The sequence below is a fragment of the Bacillus sp. FSL W7-1346 genome (genome assembly GCF_038593335.1).
GTDB classification, from domain to species: Bacteria; Bacillota; Bacilli; order Bacillales; family Bacillaceae; genus Bacillus; species Bacillus altitudinis.
Genome location: NZ_CP151988.1, coordinates 2,996,246 through 3,018,937, shown reverse-complemented (window position 1 = coordinate 3,018,937; position 22,692 = coordinate 2,996,246). Strand labels below are relative to the sequence as shown.

Annotated in this window: 21 protein-coding genes and 1 riboswitch; of the genes, 16 read left to right on the top strand and 5 right to left on the bottom strand. The window is 41.4% G+C overall.

From position 1 onward, the window contains the following. The first annotated feature begins 30 nt into the window (after positions 1 to 30). From NST09_RS15675 to NST09_RS15650, 6 genes are all read left to right on the top strand, one after another. Entirely contained in the window at positions 31 to 747 is a 717-nt protein-coding gene (locus tag NST09_RS15675) for a DsbA family protein (protein WP_008347618.1), read from the top strand. Further along, positions 744 to 1,157, top strand: a complete 414-nt coding sequence (locus NST09_RS15670) for a disulfide oxidoreductase (RefSeq protein WP_007500241.1) — start codon at positions 744 to 746, stop codon at positions 1,155 to 1,157. Before NST09_RS15675 ends, NST09_RS15670 begins: the two co-directional genes overlap by 4 nt. 344 nt (positions 1,158 to 1,501) lie before the next feature. Next, positions 1,502 to 2,113, top strand: coding sequence for a trimeric intracellular cation channel family protein (locus NST09_RS15665; protein ID WP_007500242.1), 612 nt, complete (start codon positions 1,502 to 1,504; stop codon positions 2,111 to 2,113). Positions 2,114 to 2,435: 322 nt separating this feature from the next. Continuing rightward, complete coding sequence (locus tag NST09_RS15660; protein WP_017359242.1) at positions 2,436 to 4,451, top strand: Na+/H+ antiporter; 2,016 nt, start codon at positions 2,436 to 2,438, stop codon at positions 4,449 to 4,451. 63 nt (positions 4,452 to 4,514) lie between these two features. Beyond that, on the top strand, positions 4,515 to 5,384 hold the full coding sequence (locus NST09_RS15655; protein ID WP_035389396.1) for an ROK family protein: 870 nt from the start codon (positions 4,515 to 4,517) through the stop codon (positions 5,382 to 5,384). A 68-nt stretch (positions 5,385 to 5,452) separates the two neighbouring features. Further along, positions 5,453 to 6,298, top strand: a complete 846-nt coding sequence (locus tag NST09_RS15650) for an aldo/keto reductase (protein ID WP_024719811.1) — start codon at positions 5,453 to 5,455, stop codon at positions 6,296 to 6,298. Between the two features lie 181 nt (positions 6,299 to 6,479). Here NST09_RS15650 and modB read toward each other — a convergent pair whose 3' ends face one another. From modB to NST09_RS15630, 4 genes are all read right to left on the bottom strand, one after another. Further along, entirely contained in the window at positions 6,480 to 7,145 is a 666-nt protein-coding gene (gene modB / locus NST09_RS15645) for a molybdate ABC transporter permease subunit (protein WP_342493096.1), read from the bottom strand. After that, a complete protein-coding gene (gene modA / locus NST09_RS15640; protein ID WP_008347120.1) occupies positions 7,145 to 7,921 on the bottom strand; it encodes a molybdate ABC transporter substrate-binding protein in 777 nt (258 codons plus the stop codon). Before modA ends, modB begins: the two co-directional genes overlap by 1 nt. Positions 7,922 to 8,036: 115 nt before the next feature. Then, positions 8,037 to 9,887, bottom strand: coding sequence for an LTA synthase family protein (locus NST09_RS15635; protein ID WP_342493095.1), 1,851 nt, complete (start codon positions 9,885 to 9,887; stop codon positions 8,037 to 8,039). 123 nt (positions 9,888 to 10,010) lie between these two features. Further along, on the bottom strand, positions 10,011 to 10,502 hold the full coding sequence (locus NST09_RS15630; RefSeq protein WP_058213610.1) for a metal-dependent hydrolase: 492 nt from the start codon (positions 10,500 to 10,502) through the stop codon (positions 10,011 to 10,013). A 171-nt stretch (positions 10,503 to 10,673) separates the two neighbouring features. On the opposite strand from NST09_RS15630, the gene NST09_RS15625 reads away from it, so the two are divergent. The 3 genes from NST09_RS15625 (at position 10,674) to NST09_RS15615 (ending at position 13,231) form a co-directional block, all read left to right on the top strand. Next, positions 10,674 to 11,102 (top strand): MarR family transcriptional regulator, encoded by a 429-nt coding sequence (locus tag NST09_RS15625; protein ID WP_007500254.1) that lies wholly within the window; start codon positions 10,674 to 10,676, stop codon positions 11,100 to 11,102. Positions 11,103 to 11,184: 82 nt separating this feature from the next. Beyond that, positions 11,185 to 11,328: a small acid-soluble spore protein SspJ gene (gene sspJ / locus NST09_RS15620; protein WP_008347117.1), complete on the top strand. Its 144-nt coding sequence runs from the start codon at positions 11,185 to 11,187 to the stop codon at positions 11,326 to 11,328. 122 nt (positions 11,329 to 11,450) lie between these two features. After that, positions 11,451 to 11,629, top strand: a riboswitch (Lysine riboswitch). Between the two features lie 192 nt (positions 11,630 to 11,821). Continuing rightward, a complete protein-coding gene (locus NST09_RS15615; RefSeq protein WP_060781409.1) occupies positions 11,822 to 13,231 on the top strand; it encodes an amino acid permease in 1,410 nt (469 codons plus the stop codon). A gap of 37 nt (positions 13,232 to 13,268) precedes the next feature. Here the strand turns inward: NST09_RS15615 and NST09_RS15610 are convergent, their stop codons facing one another. Further along, positions 13,269 to 14,207, bottom strand: a complete 939-nt coding sequence (locus tag NST09_RS15610; RefSeq protein ID WP_342493094.1) for an ABC transporter substrate-binding protein — start codon at positions 14,205 to 14,207, stop codon at positions 13,269 to 13,271. A 259-nt stretch (positions 14,208 to 14,466) separates the two neighbouring features. Between NST09_RS15610 and NST09_RS15605 the strand changes: the two genes are divergently transcribed. The 7 genes from NST09_RS15605 (at position 14,467) to NST09_RS15575 (ending at position 22,689) form a co-directional block, all read left to right on the top strand. Continuing rightward, positions 14,467 to 15,519 (top strand): iron ABC transporter permease, encoded by a 1,053-nt coding sequence (locus NST09_RS15605; RefSeq protein WP_008347113.1) that lies wholly within the window; start codon positions 14,467 to 14,469, stop codon positions 15,517 to 15,519. Further along, positions 15,520 to 16,542, top strand: a complete 1,023-nt coding sequence (locus NST09_RS15600) for an iron ABC transporter permease (RefSeq protein ID WP_007500263.1) — start codon at positions 15,520 to 15,522, stop codon at positions 16,540 to 16,542. Between the two features lie 21 nt (positions 16,543 to 16,563). Further along, a complete protein-coding gene (locus NST09_RS15595; RefSeq protein ID WP_007500265.1) occupies positions 16,564 to 17,379 on the top strand; it encodes an ABC transporter ATP-binding protein in 816 nt (271 codons plus the stop codon). Positions 17,380 to 17,557: 178 nt separating this feature from the next. Beyond that, entirely contained in the window at positions 17,558 to 18,280 is a 723-nt protein-coding gene (locus NST09_RS15590; RefSeq protein ID WP_008347112.1) for a response regulator transcription factor, read from the top strand. Between the two features lie 3 nt (positions 18,281 to 18,283). Beyond that, positions 18,284 to 20,038 carry a HAMP domain-containing sensor histidine kinase gene (locus tag NST09_RS15585; protein WP_079919735.1) on the top strand — a complete coding sequence of 585 codons (1,755 nt, stop codon included), beginning with the start codon at positions 18,284 to 18,286 and terminating at the stop codon, positions 20,036 to 20,038. Between the two features lie 136 nt (positions 20,039 to 20,174). After that, a complete protein-coding gene (gene uxaC, locus NST09_RS15580; RefSeq protein ID WP_342493093.1) occupies positions 20,175 to 21,611 on the top strand; it encodes a glucuronate isomerase in 1,437 nt (478 codons plus the stop codon). 67 nt (positions 21,612 to 21,678) lie between these two features. Then, a complete protein-coding gene (locus NST09_RS15575; protein ID WP_017359253.1) occupies positions 21,679 to 22,689 on the top strand; it encodes a LacI family DNA-binding transcriptional regulator in 1,011 nt (336 codons plus the stop codon). The last annotated feature ends 3 nt before the right edge of the window (positions 22,690 to 22,692 follow it).

Below are 22,692 nucleotides of genomic sequence, written 5' to 3'. Positions count from 1 at the left end.
TGAGCTGTTATCCTTTTTCTTTGTGAAGGAATGAATGAAAAAGATAAGGTAGGTGCTTTTGTGAGTAAAAAGAATAATCAATCTTCATCCATCAAGTTTGCAGTTATATTAACCATCATTGCAGCTCTTCTCATCGGTATTTTCGTTGTGATCGGTAACAACAACAGCCAAGAAGCACAAACAGTCGACAGTAAGCCGTCTATTAAAGGACAGCCTGTCATGGGAGATCAAAAGGCAAAAGTGCAAGTTGTCGAGTTTGGGGACTACAAATGTCCATCATGTAAATCATTTGAGACAGACATTTTCCCAAAATTGAAAGCAGACTACATAGATAATGGCGATGTATCCTTCTCATTTATTAACTTACCACTGCCTGTTCATGGGGACGGTGCGGTATTAGCAGCACTGGCTTCTGAAGAAGTGTGGAAAGAAGATCCGAAAAACTTCTGGGCATTTCATGAAGCGGTCTACAACGCACAGCCAGATAGTGAAGCAGAATGGGTAACGCCAGCAAAGCTCACCGAATTGGCGAAGAAGACAACGAAAATTGATACGGACAAGCTGAAAGATAACCTATCAAAGAAAACATATCAGCCACAGCTGAACACAGATGATCAGCTGGTGAATCAATATAAAGTAAATGCAACACCAACTATTTTCATTAACAATAAACAAGTCCAAAACTTTTATGACTATGATGAAATCAAAGAATTAATTGATCAAGAGCTGAAAGGGAAAAAATCATGAAGAATAAACTGATTTACTTATACAGCGCTTGGATCGTCTCGATTGTGGCGACGATGAGCAGCCTGTATTTAAGTGAAGTAAAGAAGTTTATTCCATGTGATATGTGCTGGTTTCAGCGCATTTTCATGTATCCGCTTGTGCTTTTACTTGGAATTGCTACATTCCGTGGCGATGTCAAAGTGAAGTACTACGTTCTCCCTTTGGCCGGGATTGGTGCTTGCTTTTCCATCTATCATTATATGGAACAAAAGATTCCAGGCTTTGCATCGATTCGTCCTTGTCTAAGCGGTATTCCTTGTTCCGTTGATTATCTGAACTGGTTTGGTTTTATCACCATTCCACTCTTAGCTCTTATTGCATTTATTCTGATCATCATTAGTATGCTACTTTTAAATGCAAAAGAAGATTGAGGAGATAGCCTGCTTTTAAGCAGGCTGCAGCGTGTAGACAAACCCTCGCATTCGGTGTCAGTCCTGCGTGCTGGTGCTCACGAATGTCAAATTCGCTCCGCGCCAGTACTCGTCCTTCCTAGACTGCAAAGGTTTTCTATCACGCTGAAAAGAAGACAAAGGGATAAAATCAAGTTCATTTTAGCCCTTTGTCAACAATCTGAGCCTGCTTTTAAGCAGGCTATTTTTTATTTTTGCAAAAAGATAAAATTTAAAGAAAATTTGTATTGCTTTTCATTTGTGTCAGATATACATTAAGGGGAGAGTGTTAGATGATCAGACAATGGTAAGGAGATAAGCGGAAAATGGCATGGGAAGTCTTAAGTATTATAGGCATTGTGGCATTCGCCATTAGTGGTGCGATTGTCGCAATGGAGGAAGAGTACGATATTCTTGGTGTGTACATTTTAGGGATTGTCACAGCATTTGGCGGTGGAGCGATTCGGAATCTATTAATTGGTCTTCCGGTGTCTGCTTTATGGTCGCAGGGCAAAATGTTTACCATTGCCCTTGTATCCATTACGATCGTGTTTCTATTTCCAAAGCTTTTGCTCAAGCACTGGAGCACGTGGGGGAATTTCTCGGATGCGATCGGTTTAGCAGCGTTTGCGATTCAAGGTGCATTATTTGCTGTACAAAGAGAGCTCCCGCTCAGTGCGGTCATTGTGGCAGCCATTTTGACTGGAAGCGGCGGCGGCATTGTGCGTGATTTATTAGCAGGACGAAAGCCACTTGTGCTAAAAGCAGAGATTTACGCAGTATGGGCAGCCCTTGGCGGCTTACTCGTCGGACTCGGCTTAGCGCAAGGAGAGCTTGCTTTATATCTGTTGTTTGTCATCCTCGTTATATGCAGGGTTTGTTCCTACTTATTCAAATGGCGGCTTCCCGCTAGGTCTTATTTTTTAAATAAAGGGTAAAACGAAAAGAGGGCGATGGGTCGCTCTTTTTTTTATGTGTTATTCGAGCTTGATGTCAGCAGGTCAAGCTGTTTTCGTGTAAAATAAAAGTAGGTTCTTTATTCATCATTGGAACAATACATGAGATGAAAATGTTGTCATTTGACTGAATATGTAGATTCAGTCTTTTTTTGCCTAGATGGATTGTTATGTGTTGGTTTCGCTTTTTGCGGGATACTAAAGAAACGCTCATGACCGAACGGATGGATCAGAAAGAAATGAACACATCTTTGCATGTAAGCAAAACATGACGGAAAAAATGAAATGGGAGGGACATGTACTAGTGGAGATATTTTTGGCAGTGCTCGTACTACTAGCACTCATTGCATCATCTAATATTATCAATCGTTTTCTGCCCTTTATTCCAGTTCCATTAATCCAAGTGGGTTTAGGGATATTGGTCGCAGCTTTTCCTTCAGGTTTACATATTTCTTTAAATCCTGAGCTATTCTTCGTTTTATTCATTGCACCGCTGTTATTTAATGATGGGAAGCGTACCCCAAGGGACGAGCTGTGGAAATTAAGAGCACCCATTCTTCTATTAGCTTTAGGGCTCGTATTTGCGACAGTTATTGTCGCAGGATATACCATCCATTGGATGATTCCAAGCATACCACTTCCAGCTGCATTTGCGCTTGCAGCGATTTTATCACCGACAGATGTGGTTGCTGTAAGTGCACTTTCCAGCCGTGTGAATATGCCAAAGGGGATCATGAGACTGCTGGAAGGCGAAGGGCTGATGAACGATGCGTCAGGACTTGTTGCCTTTAAATTTGCTATTGCTGCAACGGTTACAGGGGCATTTTCCATTGCAGAGGCATCCTTTAGCTTTGTTCTGATTGCTGCTGGCGGATTATTGACCGGATTTATTCTGTCGTTTTTTATCATTCGTTTCCGCTATTTTCTCCGCCGTTTAGGCATGGACGATGTCACAATGCACATCATCCTGCAAATCCTCACGCCGTTTGTGATTTATTTAGCAGCGGAAGAAATTGGCGTATCCGGCATTTTAGCCGTTGTTGCCGGTGGTGTGACACATGCCATCGAGCAAGACCGAATGGAAGCGAATTTAGCAAAACTGCAAATTGCTTCTTCAAACACGTGGAATATTATTTTATTTATTTTAAATGGCCTTGTTTTCGTTTTACTTGGGTTACAAATTCCTGATGTATCGACCGTCATTTTCCAAGATGAAGCCTTTAATAATATGCAGGTCATCAGTTACATTTTAATCATTACATTCTGTCTAATGATTCTCAGATTTCTATGGGTATGGCTGTTCTGGGCAGGAAACTGGAGTGTATCGAAAAAGAAGAACGCGAAAAAACCGAAGCTGCGTGCTTCCATGCTGATGACATTCTCTGGTGTTCGTGGTGCTGTTACATTAGCAGGTGCTTTCTCCATCCCATTTACGCTTGCAGACGGATCACCATTTCCTGAGCGTCATTTAATTATTTTCCTCGCAGCAGGCGTCATTTTATGTACACTCATTTTAGCGAGTGTGCTGCTGCCTATTTTATCGGAGAAAAAAGATAAGCAAGTGGATGTGGACTTAGATACAAAGATTCAGCACGCGAAACGGAAGCTGCTGAGAAGTGCCATTAAAACTCTAAAAGAAGGAATGAATGAAGACAATCGAGAAGTCTCCCTTGCACTCATCAATGATTACCGAATGAAGCTGAGAAATATTCAGCGGGAACCGTACCAGTTTGGTATGAGAAAACAAGAGAGAAAAATCAGACTGCACGGCATTAAAGCAGAACAGATGAAACTTCAGCAGTTGATCGAGGAAGAGAAAATCGACAAAGAAGAAGCGTATGAGCTGCAAGAGAGATTTCATGAGTTGGAAATGCTCTATTCCAACTCCTTTAAAATTCGTTTCTCAAAAGTGAAGTTTCTGCGCTTACTACAATGGCTTCAACTATGGCGTCCGAATCAGCGTATTTCAAGCGGCATATTAGAAAACGAGGAATCGTATAAACAAATCCGTAAGAAAACGGCTGAAGCTGCGGTGGATTCTATTAAGCACCATATGACCGAAGACAATCAACAAACGTGTCATCAAGTCATTGGGTTTTACAATCAAGTGATATTCCGCTGTGAACATGGTCCTTCTTTCTTTCAGCAAAAGGATCGTACGTTTGACCGGAAGAAGAAAGAGCTTAACTTCCAAGCCGTACAGACGATTCGTAATGAAATCCAAACCTTATATGAAAATGGCGAAATCAATCGTGATATTGCCCATCATTTAAGGGAGTATATCAACGACATGGAAGCAGTCTTACTGACCAATACATGATGTTGTCATCTTCTCGCCTATGTTTTATGATGAAAAAAAGAGACGAGCAGGGGGAGAGGCAGGATGACATATTACGGAGCGATTGAAGCTGGGGGAACAAAGTTCTGCTGTGCCATTGGTAATGAGCATGGGGATATCATAGAGGAATTAACCATTCCAACAGAGCACCCGGAAAAAACCATCCAATCACTTATTCCATTTTTTCAGCAACATGAAATTGCAGCATTAGGGGTCGGTTCCTTTGGACCGATTTGTGTCCAGAAAGACGATCCTTCTTACGGTTACATCATGAATACGCCGAAAGTTGAATGGAAGCATTACCCGTTGATACCTGAGCTGGAGAAACAATTAGGCGTACCGGTGTCCTTTACGACAGATGTCAATGCCGCAGCATTAGGTGAACTGACAAAAGGGGCCGCCAAAGGGCTAAGCAGCTGTCTGTATATCACGGTCGGTACGGGGATTGGTGCCGGGGCTGTTGTGAAAAATGAACTTCTCCACGGTCACTCACATCCAGAAATGGGGCACATCCTGGTCAGGCAGCATGAATCAGATCAGTTTGCAGGTGTCTGCCCAGCGCATGGTACTTGCTTAGAAGGACTGGCGGCAGGTCCAGCTATTGAGGCAAGGTGGGGAAAGCCGGCTAAAGAGCTTACCGAAGAAGAAGAAGTTTGGTCTCTTGAAGCAGATTATTTAGCACAGGCATTAATGCAATACACGCTGATATTAAGCCCAGAACGCATTATAATGGGTGGAGGCGTCATGAAGCAAAAACAGCTATTTCCGCTCATTCGAGAGAAGCTGGCTGCGTATGTCAATGATTATGTCGACATGCCGCCGCTTGATACATACATTGTCTCTCCTGGACTTGAGGACAAGGCAGGTATGACAGGTGCTTTGCTGCTAGCGATTGAAGCGAAGAGAAACGCCTGATAATAGAGTTTTCAAACGCAACATGAGATAATGAAAAAGATGGAATCTATGAAAAGGTGGTTGTTAACATGGTCAAAAGCTTGAATGATACCGTAACACTAAATAACGGAGTAGAAATGCCATGGTTTGGTTTAGGTGTATTCAAAGTGGAGGACGGCAACCAAGTGGTTGATGCCGTCAAAGCAGCCATACGAAACGGTTATCGCAGCATTGATACGGCTGCCGTTTATAAAAACGAGACAGGCGTAGGGAAAGCCATTAAAGAATCTGGCGTCAAAAGAGAAGAATTGTTCATTACGTCAAAAGTATGGAACACAGATCAAGGATATGACAAAGCACTCGCTGCATGCGACGCAAGCTTAAACCGGCTCGGTCTTGATTACTTAGACCTCTATTTGATTCATTGGCCTGGACCAAATGCAGATACATTTAAAGAGACATGGCGTGCGCTTGAGAAGCTTTATAAAGATGGAAAAGTAAGAGCGATTGGTGTCAGCAACTTCTACGTGCAGCATTTAGAAGAGCTGTTAAAAGATGCGGAGGTTGTTCCAGCGGTGAACCAAGTGGAGTTTCATCCAAAACTGACACTTGTCGAATTACGACAATATGCGAAAGAAAAAGGCATTCAAATTGAAGCATGGTCTCCGCTGATGCAAGGAAAGCTTTTGGATCATGACGTATTAAAGGAAATTGCAGCACAATACAACAAATCTGTGGCTCAAGTGATCTTGCGTTGGGATCTGCAAAGCGGCGTTGTCACTATTCCAAAATCAATCAATGAAGAACGAATTAAACAAAATGCCGACATTTTTGACTTCGAGCTTTCACAAGAAGACATGGAAAAAATCAATGCACTTAATAATAACGAACGTGTCGGGTCTAATCCAGAAACGATGACGGTTGGGTTTGAATAAATAAAATTATCCCCTCAGCGTGTAGACAAACCCTCGCATATTTTGTCAGTGAGTACTGGTGCTTCCTAGACTAGCAAAGGTTTTCTATCACGCTGAAAAGAAGACAAAGGGCTAAAATCAAGTTCATTTTAGCCCTTTGTCAACAATCTGAATCCCTTTCTCTTTTTGAGAAGGGGATTTTTTAATTCCTGCTTCGGCGAACAGCCAACAGCATCAGGAAAGACAGGATCACAATACAAATGGTCCAAGCCCACGCAAGTTCCATTCGTCCAGAATCAATCGCCACATAGATGGCTGTTGGGAGGGTTTGCGTTTTCCCAGGAATGTTGCCGGCGAACATTAAAGTCGCTCCAAATTCTCCTAAGGCCCTTGCAAAACTTAGAACCGCACCAGAGAGAAGAGATGGCAGTGCGAGTGGGACGGTAATATAGGCAAAGACCTGGAAAGAATGCGCACCATCAACTTTTGCAGCACCTTCAATGTCTGACTCAATCGTAGAAAAACCAGCTTTCGCTGATTGATACATGAGCGGGAATGCGACAACCGTCGATGCAATGACCGCTGCCCAATAAGTGAAGATGACAGGCTGATGGAAGATCCATTCAATGGCTTGTCCAATCACACTGTGCTTCCCGAACACGACGAGCAGCAGAAATCCTACGACCGTTGGCGGCAGGACAAGTGGCATCATGAGGAGCGTTTCCACGATCATTTTCCCTTTGAAAGATGTACGGGCCATCCAAAAACCAATGGACGTTCCTAAAACGACAGCCAATAATCCGCTGAAAGCAGTCACTTGTACGGACAGCCAGATAGGTGAAAGAAAATCTTCGGTCAGCATCGGCATTATTTCACTTGAAAGCCGTACTTTTTAAAAATCGCTGCGGCTGGATCTGATTGGAGATATTGAAAAAATGCTTTCGCCTCTTTCATGTGATCGGTCTGTTTGACAATGCCAACAGGATAAATGATGGGGGAATGCATGTCTTGATTTGCCTCATCTACTATCTTTACTTTGCGAGAAACGAGCGCGTCCGTCTTATACACGACACCAGCTTCCACATTTCCTGTTTCGACATAGTTTAATACTTGACGAACATCCTTGCCATAGACAGCATTCTGTTTCACTTGGTCCCATATATTCAGTTTTGTGAAAATCTCTTTTGCATATGTACCAGCAGGAACAGATTCAGGTGTGCCAAGCGCTATCTTTCCTTTTATGTGATCAACATCGCGAAAGGTTTTGATAGAAGAGGAACTTTCTTTTGGCACGATGAGGACAAGCTCATTTTGTATGGCATCCTTTGTATGATCCTGATCGATGTCGCCAGATTGAACAAGATCATCAAAAGGCTCTTCAGCTGCTGAGAAGAAGAGATCCGCTTTTGCTCCTTGAGCGATTTGCTGCTTCAATGCGCCGGATGACCCGAAATTATTCGTGAGTGTCACGTTTGGATGATCATCTTCATAGGCAGATTCAATCTCTTTCAAAGCATCCTGCAGGCTTGCCGCCGCTGAAATCACAAGTTCTGTCTTTTTGCTTTGATCTGGTGACGTCGACTCCGTTTGACACCCAGTCAGGAGCAAACAGATGGTGACGAAGGTTAAGAATAAATATTTCATGATCACACCTCTTTATCATTCAACATCATGTGTATCCTTTATTATAATCAAACTTATTTGACCATTCATAGGTTTTCAGGAAAAGAGAAAAGAAAAAGCCGCCAGAGGGCAGCTTTTAGTGCTGATAAAAACGTAGTAAGTTCCCGTTGATCACTTTATCTGATAGAGACAGCTCTTTATTGGCTTTTTCTATATAAGGCTGGCATACTTCATCTTCTTCAACAGGTTGTTTTGTTTTTTGATCATAGCACGTGTTCTTTGTATAAAGATAATCATCTGTAATAAAGTTTCCATTTCTCAGCACAGCGAACGGTGTACGCTCATTGGAGAAAAGGTCATTTCCAAATTGAATGGCATCTTTTGATTCAATGCCGAGTAAATGAAGAAGTGTCGGTTTGACATCCATTTGACCGGCTGTTTCAGAAATGGTTTGAGGGGCCTCATCTGTCACCCCAGGAATGTAAATCAAAAAAGGGACCCGCTGCAGTTTAACTGCATCAAACGGTGTGATTTCATCCTGCTTCAGCAGCTCTGCCATTGCCTCATGATGTGCTTCTGAAATGCCATAGTGGTCTCCCATCAGGACAAACATTGTATTTTCATATAGTCCTTCTTCTTTCATTCGTTCAAAGAACCTTTTGATGGCTTCATCTTGATAGCGGACGGTGGTCACATAGCGGTTTAAAATGGTGCTAGTCGAATCGTATTCATCAATGAACTGATCCTTTGGATCAATTTCAAATGGGAAGTGATTGGTTAAGGTAATAAACGTGCTGTAATAAGGCGTTTTCAGCTTTTTTAAATAATCGATGGATTGGTCAAAAAAGTCGATATCCTTTAAGCCCCAGCCAGTCGAATTCTGTTCATTGACATCAAATGAATCGACATCATAAAAGCGGTCAATCCCAAGAGATTCATACATCACATCACGATTCCAGAACGTTTTATTATTCGCATGAAATTGGACGGATTGATAATTCTCTTTTTTCAATTGCTTGTACAGTGTGTCATATTCGTTGTCACTCGCTGTGAAAAAGACAGCGCCACTGCTAGATGGATAGAGGGAGTTTGCGACGATAAACTCTGAGTCCGACGTTTTGCCTTGCTCTGTCTGCTGATAAAATTCATCGAAATAGAAGCTTTTTTTGGTAAGTTGATTTAAAAATGGTGTGATGTATTGTCCATTCACCTTTTGATTCATGACAAATTGCTGCGTTGATTCAAGTGAAATGAACACGACATTTTTGCCTTTAGCAAGTCCAAAGTAGTCTTCATTTGGTGCACTGTAATCAGCTTTTGTGTAGTTTGCCACTGTTGAAAGTGTATCTTCGTCAGCAAAGGCTTTTTGACCAATACGTGCTGTTTGAGCGGCACCGTCATACAAATGGAATTGAAACAGCCCAAGGTTGCGTACAATGACTTCTCGATCATACGAGCTTGTCAAAAATCGAGGGTGGTCCATCAAAGCTGAGCTGACATGGAACAATAGCAAGCTGCAGCAAACCACATAGTATGTTTTGATCGTCTTAAAAGACGCTTTTGGTGATAGCGGTTTCCGTTTTAAGAGCCATGCCAGCACCACAAAATCAATCAGCATGAGTATAAATAGCGGATGAAACAATTCAGTCATACTGCTGCCCATATCTCCCATGTTCTTTGCTTGAAATAAGACAGGAATGGTAATGAAATCAATATAAAAACCGTAAAAGATCGTATTCGATATCAAAATGGCTGTCAAAATAAAATTTGTGGTCAATAAAAAGACCTTTTGTTTCGTTTCATTTAAGAAAAGAGCAATCCCAAACAAAGGGAGCAAAAAGCTAAGTGGATTGATCAAAAGCAGCCATTCGTGAAACAGATTGGCCGTTCGTATATGAAATCCGAATTGATAAATGATGTATGTTTTCATCCACATAAAGAGGATGGAGTACACTAAAAACCAGTGATTTTTGAAAAACGCTTTCATTTATGTAACTCCTCACCATTCTGTATTCAGCTGCAAGGCAAAAACACTTATCTTAAAACTACTAAAAAAATGAGGAATGATCAATTCATATCCTGCTTTTTTGCAAAACTCTTTTTTCTTTTTCTAAAACGGCAATGGGATGGATATTCCGCAAATGACAGCCATGTAATAGCAGGTGACAATGGTCAGAGCAGTTAGTACGACTTGTTCTCCTGTGCTGCCTGTTTTTACATAAAAAGGGAGACGTACTTTCATGGTTGCAGGGAACAAAAATTTAATACCGTTCACTGTGCCTGCATCAAGGATGAGGTGGCTTGCCATCCCAACTAGTAACCCGGTACTGAGGCTGTCATTTGGAATGTATGTTGTCGCAATAAAATAAATGATCAGCAGAAATAATAAACTATGTGTAAAGGTGCGGTGCCCGAACACACTACTGATCAGTGTGGAAAGGAGCGGGAATTTCCTGCCGATTTTGCTTTTCGTATGACATAGATCTGGGATGAGGGCACCTACTGATCCTGCAGCAGCCATCGTCACTGGTTCGAATCCGTAATAATAGGCGACGGCTGTGGAGGCGGCAATTCCGCCCATAATATGTGTTTTTCCTGTCATGATGCGTACTCCTGTTCTGTTTTTTGTTCAAGTACTCACTATATCAAGGGTGAATCCATTCAGCAAGGCTTATTTCTAAAGAAAAATGGGATAAAATAGTTGGCTGTTTGGAAAAACATTCTATAATAAGAAGGAAGTCATGTTGACACTAACGATAAGGATGCGATTCGGATGAGTAATGCAGACATTTTAAAAGAAATTGTTCTTGTACATTATGAAGTCAGCCGTAAATTAAACCGCAAGTTACTTGAGTTAGAAAAAGACATCACGCCTCCACAGATATATGCTCTTTCTATATTGATACAAGGAAAAGTATCACATGCTGAAGAGCTTAAACAAAGACTCTCGCTCAACCCAGGTGCCGCTTCCATTGCCCTCAATAAATTATGTGAGCAAGGCTACATTCAGAGAGAAAGGGACAAGGACGATCATTCCCTTGTCCGGCTAGAAGCTACGGAAAAAGGGCTGGCTATTTACGAAAAGCATACACGTCTTTTTGGAAAGGTGATTCAGCATATGATGTCAGACTTCACAGAGGAAGACTTAAAGACCTTTCTAACGTATTTGCAAAAAATGAGACAGACCTTTCACGATGAATGAACCGCTCCTCTTTGTATAATGCTGAGCGCTGTAGCACAAATTAAACAGGCAAAGGCATTTTAAGAAAAGGGGGGAAATAGCGATGTCATTTTTCCAAAAGGATAAAAAGGCGAAAAGCGAGAAAGACCATCAGCAGGTAGATCAGCTGTTAGAAGAAGCAAGTAAAGAACTAGCAGGCGATCCGCTTCAGGAAGCTGTCCAAAAGAAGAAAAACAACCATCAATAAGCTGACAGAAAGGCGGAGAATCATTTCTCTGCCTTTTTTCTATGTTTTTCCCTTTGACAGATATGAGAATGTTTGATAACCTTCGTGTAGTAAAAATGAATAGAAATCCTCACGCTATGTCTCAGTGAGGTAGAGGTTGCGCGGATGATGAGTCACTCATGGGAGAGATGGAATCGTTGATCATGAGAAAAAAGGCATCAGCGCCGAAGTGTAGAGAGAGCTCCAACTTTCTTTATGCTGGGTCTGCATTGAACAAATGCAGGACTGCCACGTCTTTGAAGCGTGGAGGGCTATCCGGAGATCAAGGTGTATGTTTTGAAAAGCATGGACTTTTGTTCAGGCTTTTTTTTATGTTCTGATTGCCTAAGAAAAGGGTATGCTGGTAAGAAAGTGACCCAACATGAACATAAAGAATGCAAGTCATTGCTTCACAAATATATCAATGAAGATACTGCCGGGTCTGGTCCAAAGTGAATATAACGGAGGTACGAAAATGGAACAGACAAAAAAATGGGGTTTTTGGTTATTGACGGCTTTTGTCGTCGGAAATATGGTAGGTTCAGGCATCTTTATGCTGCCTAGTACACTTGCCCAGCATGCAAGTCCTTTAGGTGTGACGATGGCATGGCTTGTCACAGGTGGCGGCGTACTGATGATTGCCTTTGTGTTTGGACATTTGTCCATTCATAAACCGCAGCTAACAGCTGGACCACAAAGCTATGCAAGAGCGCTTTTTAAAGATCCGAAAAAAGGAAAAGCAGCCGGTTTTACAATGGTTTGGGGATATTGGGTGGCAAGCTGGATTAGTAATGTCGCCATTATCACAAGCCTAGCTGGTTATTTAACAACCTTTTTCCCAATTTTAACCGTGAAAACGGAGATCTTTACTTTTGGAAAAGAAGCGATCACACTTGGTCAGCTCTCAACGTTTATCGTATGTACAATCCTTCTATGGGGGACTCATACGATTTTAATTACAAGCTTAAGCGCAGCAAGTAAGCTGAACTTTATTACGACCTTTTCAAAGGTGCTTGGATTCGTCCTTTTTATTGTCGCAGGCTTATTTGCATTCCAAACCGCATTATTTGAACATTATTACTTCCCTGTTGAAGCAGCAAGTGGTGAAGGAGTGCTCGGACTTGGAGGCCAAATTCATCATGCGGCCATTTCCACACTATGGGCATTTATCGGCATCGAATCTGCTGTCATTTTATCAGGAAGAGCTTCCTCGCAGCGTGATGTCAAACGTGCGACGATTACAGGACTTTTAATTGCACTGTCTATTTATATGATTATTACCTTGATTACAATGGGCGTTCTGCCGCATGATCAATTGCAAGGTTCTGATAAACCATTCGTAGACGTGCTTCAGCTCATTATCGGACCGGCTGGCGGCATTGTCATGGCACTTCTTGCGATCGTTTGTTTATTTGGTTCGATGCTTGGCTGGATTTTGCTTGGTTCTGAAGTCCCTTATCAAGCAGCAAAAGCTGGCGATTTTCCAGCAGTGTTTGCAAAAACAAACAAAAAAGGCAGTCCTGTTATTGCTTTGACTGTCACAAATATCATGTCACAGCTGTTTATTTTCTCAGTCATGTCACGTACGATTAATGAAGCCTTTACTTTCTTAACAACATCAGCGACACTTGCGTATCTCATTCCGTATATCGTGTCGTCGATCTACAGCTTTAAGGTCATCATGCAAGGTGACACATATGAGCTCCAAAAAGGAAACCGGACAAGAGACGGGATCATTGCGCTTGTGGCCATGGGGTATTCCGCTTGGGTCATTATTTCAGGCACAGCTGATTTCAAAACATTTGGTCTTGGTATTGGATTGTTCTTAGTGGGCATTTTACTCTACCCATTCATGTCCAAAAAATTTGCCAAAGGTACAGTTTAAAAAATACGTTTCTCCAATGCTGGAGAAACGTATTTTTTTATGAGTCAGATGTTAATCGATCCACAATAAATTCGAGCTGACCTTCTAGTGACACAGGGTCATTAAAGAAGTAACCGACTGTATCTGTTTCAAATACGCGTTTGTTTTGGACAGCAGGAAGTGATGCCCAGATGCTGCTTTTATACACTTGATCGCCATTACTTTTTGATCCACTCCATGGGCTTGTGAAAATATAATCACCTGCAAATTCTGGAAGCTTTTCAAGAGAAATGTTTGCATAACCGACACCACTGTCGATGGCTTCTTTTTGGACGGCCTTCGGAGCTTTTAATTTCAGCTCGTCATAAATGATTTCACCACCGCGTGCAAAAGTGTTACCGAAAATGTAAATGCCCTTATCGAATGGTGATACGATCGAAACGGTTTTGTTTCCTACAGCTTTTGTTACTTTTGGTTTCACTTCAGCAATTTTGGCATCCCATTTTGTGATCCAATCCGTTGCTTTTTTTGATGTGCCTGTCATTTTACCGAATTCTTTTAGCTGGTCTTTAAACGAATATTGATTGTATTGAATGGCAACTGTAGGTGCAATTTTTTTGTATTGATCAAATTTCTCATCTTCTCCCCAAGCAATGATCATATCTGGCTTCAAAGAGGCTACTTTCTCAACAGAGGGAGATTTTCCGAGATTTTTCACTCCATCTGTTTTCCCTTTATAGAAAGGGTTTTTAAAGATGGGCGCAGTGGCAGCAATTGGGGTTTTGCCGAGTGTGACGAGATCCCCGTAATAGCTTTCCGCCAGAAGCACAATTCGTTGTGGGTTTTGAGGCAGTTTCACTTCACCCTTTACATCTTGATAGGTGATCGTGGCATTTTTTTTGGCTCCCGATTCTTTATTGGAAGTGCTGCCGCAAGCAGCAGTAAAAATCATAAGGGTCATGAAGGAAATCAAAAGAAGTCCAGTTCGTTTTTTCACAAAAGTTCGCTCCTATTCAATTGTTTATGATAATGATTCTCATTCGCGATTATATCTTAACATGATAGAAGAAAAAATGCATCGGCTATTTTATGACCAAAATGAAAATGGTGAAATTCTCCCGGTTTTTTGATGAAAATAAAGAAATTTATCAGAACAAGGATTTCAAAACGTGAAGAAAGTGATATACTAGACTCCGAGATTGATAATCATTATCACTAATAACGAATAGATATGAACGGAAAGGAAGAGACTGGTTTTGGGCTCACAATCGAATAAACAGCTGTCAGCTAAAGATGATGCGATAGATATTGTGACAAAGCCTTTTGGTACAGCAGCTGTTGTCATCATAGGAATCATTGCTTTAGCATTCGGTCTTTTTTTATCAGTATCGTTAGGAGCGGCAAACATTCATTTACACACGGTATGGGAAGCCGTCTTTCATTTTGACTCACAACAAACCTCACATCAAATCATTAGGGAACTGAGGCTGCCGCGTACAGTTGGTGCCGCACTTGTCGGTGCCTTTTTAGCAGTATCGGGTGCCATCATGCAAGGCATGACAAGAAATGCGCTTGCGTCTCCTGAAATCATGGGTGTGACAAATGGCTCTGCATTTGCGATTGCCATTGCGTTTGCTTTTTTCCCAGGCCAATCTTCTTTTACATTAATTCTTTGGTCATTTTTGGGTGCAGCACTTGGCGCCTCTATTGTATTTGGGGTTGGAACCCTTTCAAAAGGGGGGCTTACTCCTGTGAAGCTCGCATTAGCCGGTACGGCTGTTGGCGCACTTTTAAGCTCAATTTCCTCAGCGATTGCCATTCGATTTGACGTCGCGCAAGATATGAGTTTTTGGTACGCAGGCGGTGTGGCTGGGGTGAATTGGAGCAATATTAAGATCATCATTCCTGTTGCGGCTGTAGGACTGATCATCGCAATGATTCTTGCCCGCTCCATCACGGTTTTAAGCTTGGGCGATGAATTAGCAAAAGGGCTTGGACAATATACACGAACAGTCAAGGTACTTGGCATATTGGTCGTGATCCTTTTAACAGGTGCAGCCGTGTCAGTTGCAGGTTCTATTGGCTTTATCGGGCTTGTGATTCCTCATGTTACGCGTTTCTTGGTCGGCGTTGACTATCGCTGGATTATTCCTTGCTCAGCTATTTTAGGGGCTATTTTGCTCATTTATGCAGACATTGCGGCAAGGCTTGTCAATGCGCCGTTTGAAACGCCAGTTGGTGCCATTACAGCCATTATAGGCGTTCCTTTCTTCTTATATTTAGCGAGACGTGAAAGGAGCGGAATTTAAATGGAAATGGTGCAGCAGGCAAAGAAAAAGAAATACAAACGAACGATGGTCATGATCTTTTTAGCCATCGTGGCTGTGTTCCTGATTAGTTTAAATACCGGAGAGATAAGGATTTCTCCGATGGATACATTCAAAACATTTTTTGGACTCGGAAGTGAAATGGATGAGCTTGTATTATTCGAGTTCAGACTACCAAGGATGGTCATCGCTTTACTTGTTGGCGCTTCTATCGCTGTATCAGGTGCCATTTGGCAAGGTGTTTCTCAAAATGGTTTAGCTGATCCCGGCATTCTAGGTGTAAATGCGGGTGCAGGTTTTGCGGTTGTTTTATTTATCTTTGCCTTTCAGGGCTCGATGTCGAACTTAGGTGATTTTACGATATTTGTACTGCCGCTTTTCGCTTTCGCAGGGGCAGCCTTTGCTGCATTTCTCATTTATGTGCTAGCGTGGAAAAAGGGCATTACGCCTGTTCGATTGATTTTAACTGGTATTGGGATCAATGCTGCATTTTCGGCAGCGATTGTGGTCATTCAATTAAAGATGAGCCCAAATGATTTTAACCAAGCCATTGTGTGGCTGTCAGGAAGTATTTGGGGCTCAAGCTGGACATATGTCTTATCAGTCGTGCCGTGGATGCTGATTTTTCTTGTATTAGCGATGGTGAGGGCACGCTACTTAAATATCATGAATTTGGGTGATCAGATATCTTATGGCTTAGGGATTTCAGTTCATAAAGAAAGAAGTTTTCTCATGCTGATTGCAGTTGCATTAGCCGGTGCAAGTGTCGCTGTTGCAGGGAGTATATCGTTCCTAGGATTAGCGGCACCACACCTCGCAAGAAAGCTAGTTGGTCCGAAACATCAAGGAATGATCCCGGCGTCCGCTATGATTGGTGCACTGCTGTTATTACTTGCAGATACACTTGGGCGTGTCATACTTGCTCCATCAGAGGTGCCCGTTGGACTTGTCGTTTCTGCTTTAGGCGCACCTTACTTCATTTACTTATTGATGAAAACGAACTAATGAGGAAGGAGAGTATAACAGATGAATTCACTAGAAACAGAAAAGCTTTGTATTGGCTATCATGACCGTTTGATTGTAGACGATTTAAATATCAGCATCCCAAAAGGCAAGGTGACCACATTAATTGGGCCGAATGGGTGCGGGAAGTCAACGATTTTAAAAACAATGTCTCGTATTATGAAGTCCCATCAAGGTGCTGTTTATTTAAATGGCCAGGCTATCCATCAAACACCAACAAAAGAAATTTCAAAACAAATGGCTATCTTACCGCAGACGCCTGAAGCCCCAAGTGGTCTGACCGTTTATGAGCTTGTGTCATATGGACGTTTCCCGCATCAAAATGGATTTGGCCGTTTATCTAATGAGGACAAACGAATCATCAGATGGGCACTTGAGGAGACGGGAATGATTGCATTTCATGACCGGCCAATTGAAGCACTCTCCGGTGGACAGCGTCAGCGGGTATGGATTGCGATGGCACTCGCTCAGGAAACAGAGCTGCTTTTATTAGACGAACCAACGACGTATTTAGATCTTGCTCATCAGCTGGAGATCCTTCAGCTATTAGAACGCTTAAACAGAGAACAGGGCAGAACGGTGCTGATGGTAATTCATGACCTCAATCATGCTGCACGCTTTTCGCATTACATGATTGCCCTCAATCAAGGGAAAGTCATTAAAGAGGGTACGCCTCATGAGGTCATGACAAAAGAGGTACTCAGTCAGGTGTTCCACATCGATGCAGAAATTGTGCTTGATCCGAGAACGAATAAGCCGATCTGTTTAACATATGACTTAATGAATCATGAAAGAAAGCTTGAAGCTGTGAACGGATAATAGATGGACAAAAAACTCGGTATGTATGACCGAGTTTTTTTGCATCTTCTGGTATTACCTTGTTATGCCATTTTCTCCAGTTGATCTTTTTTCGCTTTTATGCAGAAAAGAGGTACTTTTTTACTTTGGACAATGGTAATATACGGTTAGAGATCATAGCTAGAAAGGAAAGAGATGCGTGGAAACAGCAAAAATATTGATTGCAGATGACGAAGAAGCAATTGTAAAAATGGTTGAACGCGTATTAAAAAAAGAAGGGTTTCAACATATTTATAAAGCCTATCATGCAGATGAAGCATTAGATATTGTCAAAAACGAGGACATCCACCTCTTACTTCTAGATGTGATGATGCCCGGTAAGTCAGGCTTTGATGTTCTGCCTGACATCAGGAAAATGACGAAGGCACCGATTTTCTATTTAACAGCAAGAACGTCTGATGTAGACAAATTGACTGGATTTGCACAAGGTGCAGACGATTACATCACAAAGCCATTTAATCCGTTAGAGCTAGTAGCTAGAATAAAGGCGCACTTAAACCGAACTTATGTCTCCTTACAGGAGGAGCAGGAAGAAGCGCACAGTCAATATGAATATGCTCATTTCTCGTACCATCCTCATGCAGCCGAGTTGAAAGTAAGGGGAAAGGTGACGGCTTGCTCAGCTCAGCTTTTGTCCTTGCTGAAGTATTTTTGTGACCATCCGAATGTAGTACTTTCAAAAGATCAAATCTATGAGAAAGTATGGGGTGTTCCGTCATATGGTGACAACAACACCGTCATGGTTCATATCCGAAAGCTGAGAGAAAAAATAGAGTTAGATCCAAGTCAGCCTGAATATATTGTGACGATCCGTGGTATGGGCTATAAGTTCATTCCCCAACCTGTGAAGGTTCTTCAATAGTTTATGAATTTACGAACAAAACTTTTCTTTCACTTTGTCGGACAAATGTTTATTGTCATCGTCATTCTAACGATCGGGCAAACATTCTCTGAAAATCTTTATTTTCAAAAGCGCTATGAGAATATGACTGAAACTGGTTTAACGAAGGCAGATGGAGATACACTCATGAGCTGGCTTTATTTTAACGAGGATGGAAAAATGGAAGCCGATGATCAGCTCAAACAAGCAGTGGAAAAACGTGATGGCTGGCTACAAGTGATTGATTCCAAAAAACGCAACGTCTATAGCTATCAACTCCCTAAAAACATTCCAACATCCTATCAAAAGGATGAAATGATCAAAATCTTTGAAAAAAGACAATTTAAAGATTACAAGATGTACTTCTGGCCAATTGAGATTGATCAAGAAAGCTTTATCGTCTTATATGGATTTAAAACGAACAGCACAAAGGTAGCCAATTATCTCAAGCAGCATGAAAAAAACCTGGCTGCATTGTCTCAATATTCAGTTGAAACAAAAGAATTTTTGAAAAGAATGAATGGATCGGTGCATCTGTTTAATGAAGAAGGAAAATACTTAAAAGGTATCCGAGCCAAAAATAATTTGAAAAATAACGTAACGGATGTTGAACTGCTCAAGTATCAATCAAAGCCTTGGGAGTTTAGAAGTGACCTGTCGTATATCAAAGTGAATAAGGATTTGTATATGATTGTTTCGGTGCCAAACAAAGTATACAGCCCAGACGAGCTTTATGATAAAGAGACAGAGGCTTTAAACCAATATACAACGCTTTTGATTGCAGGTCTTGCGCTTACGATTATTATCGTTATGACATTATGGTACTCGTATCGCTATGGGCTACCGATCTATCACATTATCCGCTGGCTGATTTTCTTATCAAGAAATAAATTGCAGGAGCCAACAAATAGAAAAGGTATTCCAGTAAGTAAAAATAAAAAGGGCCGTATTAAGCGGGAGTACCGGCTGTTTGAGGATATCCTCAAAACAATGGATCAGCTCACCAATACGTTAAAAGAGAATGAAGCAAACCGAAGAAAAATTCAAACCACAAGGGAAGAATGGATCGCAGGGCTGTCTCATGATCTAAAAACGCCTCTTAGCACGATTTACGGCTATGGATTAATGCTAGAATCAGATCAATACCAATGGTCCAAGGAAGAAGTCATGGAAATGGGACAAGTCATTCGTGAGAAATCAGAATACATGTCGACCTTGATTGAGGATTTAAACCTCACGTATCGATTGAAAAATGGTGCATTGCCTATTAATCGAAAACCTGTTGAGCTTGGTGAATTTTTAGCCTCCATTATGGACGAGTTTTCAAGAAGCACGCTTTCAGAAGATTATTTGTCATCCTTTGAAGATCAAACAGAGGGTGTCATGTTTGAGATCGATAAAGCCTGGTTTAGACGAGTCATTGAGAACCTGCTGGCGAACGCAGTGAAGCATAACCAGAAAGGTACTCTTATTCAAGCTATTCTATCTGAAACAAATGATGAAGTTCGGATCGAAATGAAAGATAACGGACGCGGAATGGCGCAAGAAACGGTGGATCATTTATTTAATCGTTACTATAGAGGGACAAATACGAATGATCCAACAAATGGAACAGGACTAGGACTGGCGATTGCAAAAGAGCTTGTCTTACTGCACGATGGCGATATTCAAGTAGAAAGTGAATTAGGTCAAGGAACAACTATTGCGATTATCCTAAAGAAAACACCATCTGTAAAATAGCCAAAAAACGATTTTCTTTTCTAAAGGAGATCGTTTTTTCTTGTTTTAGGATTGAAATCAATTTTGTAAACGATTACAATAAAATTGTTAACGTGAACAAATTGATTTTCATCATTATAAGAGATGGGGGAGTTTGATGAAAGCCTTTTTAGATGAGCAGTTTTTATTAAACAGTCAAACGGCGGAAAAGCTATACCATGAGTTTGCAAAGAACCTTCCGATTATTGATTACCATTGTCATTTAAGTCCAAAAGAAATCTATGAAAATAAAACGTTCCAAAATATAACTGAAGCATGGCTTTACGGAGATCATTACAAATGGCGTGCCATGAGAGCAAATGGGATACCTGAAACACATATCACAGGAGATGCCTCAGATGATGAGAAATTTTTAGCATGGGCGAAAACCGTTCCGATGACGATTGGAAATCCTCTCTATCACTGGACCCACCTAGAGCTAAGACGGTATTTTGATGTCGAAGAACTTTTGAATGAAGAAAGCGCAGACATCATCTGGAAAAAAGTAAATGAAAAGTTGCAAGGAGACGGATTTGGTGCGAGAGATTTCATTGTGAAATCAAATGTTGAAACGGTTGTGACGACAGACGATCCGGTTGATTCGTTGATTTATCACCAACAACTGCGGGAAGAAGGCTTTTCTGTGCAAGTACTGCCAGGGTTTCGGCCAGATAAGGCATTAGATATATCAAATGACTTATTTATCGAGTATGTTCATCAGCTAGCGGAGGTTTCATCTATCAAGATCGAATCCTATCAAGACTTTATAAAAGCACTTCATATGCGAATCGATTTCTTTCATGAACAGGGCTGTTTGATTTCAGATCATGCCATCAATGAAATGACGTACGAAGACACGACGGAAGAAGAAGCTACGATCATTTTTCATAAAAGAATGTCTGGACATCCATTGACGGAAAAGGAGAAGGTTCAATTTAAAACACACACATTCATTGAACTAGGTCAGGCATATGCTCAGCGGGGATGGGCGATGCAGCTTCATATCAATGCGCTCAGAAACAACAACTCGAAAATGTTTGAGCGGCTTGGACCAGATACCGGATATGATGCAATGAATGATGAAGACATTGCAAAACCTCTTTGCCGCGTATTAGATCGGTTAGAACAAGCATATGCATTGCCAAAAACCATCCTCTATTCCTTGAATCCAAGGGACAATGTGGTGATTTCAACGATCGCTGGAAGTTTTCAAGATGGAAAGACTCCTGGGAAAATGCAGCATGGAACAGCCTGGTGGTTTAATGATACAAAGCAGGGAATGACAGAGCAGATGATGGCACTTTCCAGTATCGGACTGATCAGCCGATTTATTGGGATGCTGACAGATTCACGAAGCTTCCTGTCTTACACAAGACATGAATATTTTCGTAGACTGTTATGTGACATCATTGGAGATTGGGTGGAAAAAGGTGAAGCGCCTAATGATCTCAATTTGCTAGGGGGAATGGTAAAAGGAATCAGCTATGAAAATGCAAAGCAGTATTTTCAATTTGAACGGGCAAATGAGCTACCGCATAAAAGCAAGATGATATGAACAAAAAGCAAGATTATGAAAGCGTTTTTATGATAAGATGATAAAAAATCATAAAAGGCGGAATAGCATGACAGTCACAATCAAAGATATAGCAAAATTGGCAAACGTTTCTCATACCACAGTATCAAGGGCTTTAAATAATAGCCCTTTTATTAAAGAGAAAACAAAACAAAACATCTTGTCGATTGCAAAACAGCTGAATTACTCACCGAATGTCCATGCCAGAGGCCTTGTCTCGCAAAAATCATTTACAATTGGTCTGTTTTTTACGAGTTTAACAGAAGGCACATCCTCAAGTTTCTTTGTTGATGCATTAAAAGGCGTCAACAGTGTGATAACAGAAAACTATCATTTGGTTGTAAGAGGAATTGACGATTTTCACGATTACACAACCATTCATAAACAGCGGTATGATGGTATTTTGCTCATGAGCCAAAGCGAGCATGATGAAGCGTTTATCCATCATGTGAAAAAGCAGGGCATTCCCATTATTGTACTGAATCGCCGTGTAGAAAGTAATCAAGTGATGAATATATTAGCGGATGATGGTGAAGGGGCATACCAAGCTGCACACTATTTCATTCAGCAGGGGCATAAACAAATTGCCATTATTGAAGGGAAAGAAGGGTTTAAATCCACACAGGAAAGAAAAGCTGGTTTTCTGCAAGCACTCATTGACCATCATGTACCCATGAAGAAGGAATACATGATCACAGGCGACTATCATATGAAGAGCGGCTATGAATCAATGGAAGCCTTACTCACTCTTGATGATCCGCCAACTGCCCTTTTTTGCTCCAACGATGACATGGCGATTGGTGCGATGAATGCATTGTTTGCAAAAGGTAAAAGGTGTCCTGATGATCTTTCTATTATTGGTTTTGATGATATTTCATTTTCATCTTATACAACGCCTGCCCTCACAACAGTCAAAAAGCCAATTGAAAAAATGTGTGCGCTTGGAGCAGAAGCCATCCTTTCAGTCATCAACGGTGAAAAGCAAGAAGACGATCATCTGGAAAAAGTGTATGTCCACACAGAGCTGATGATTAGAGATTCAGTAAAAAAGGTGCAGTAATCA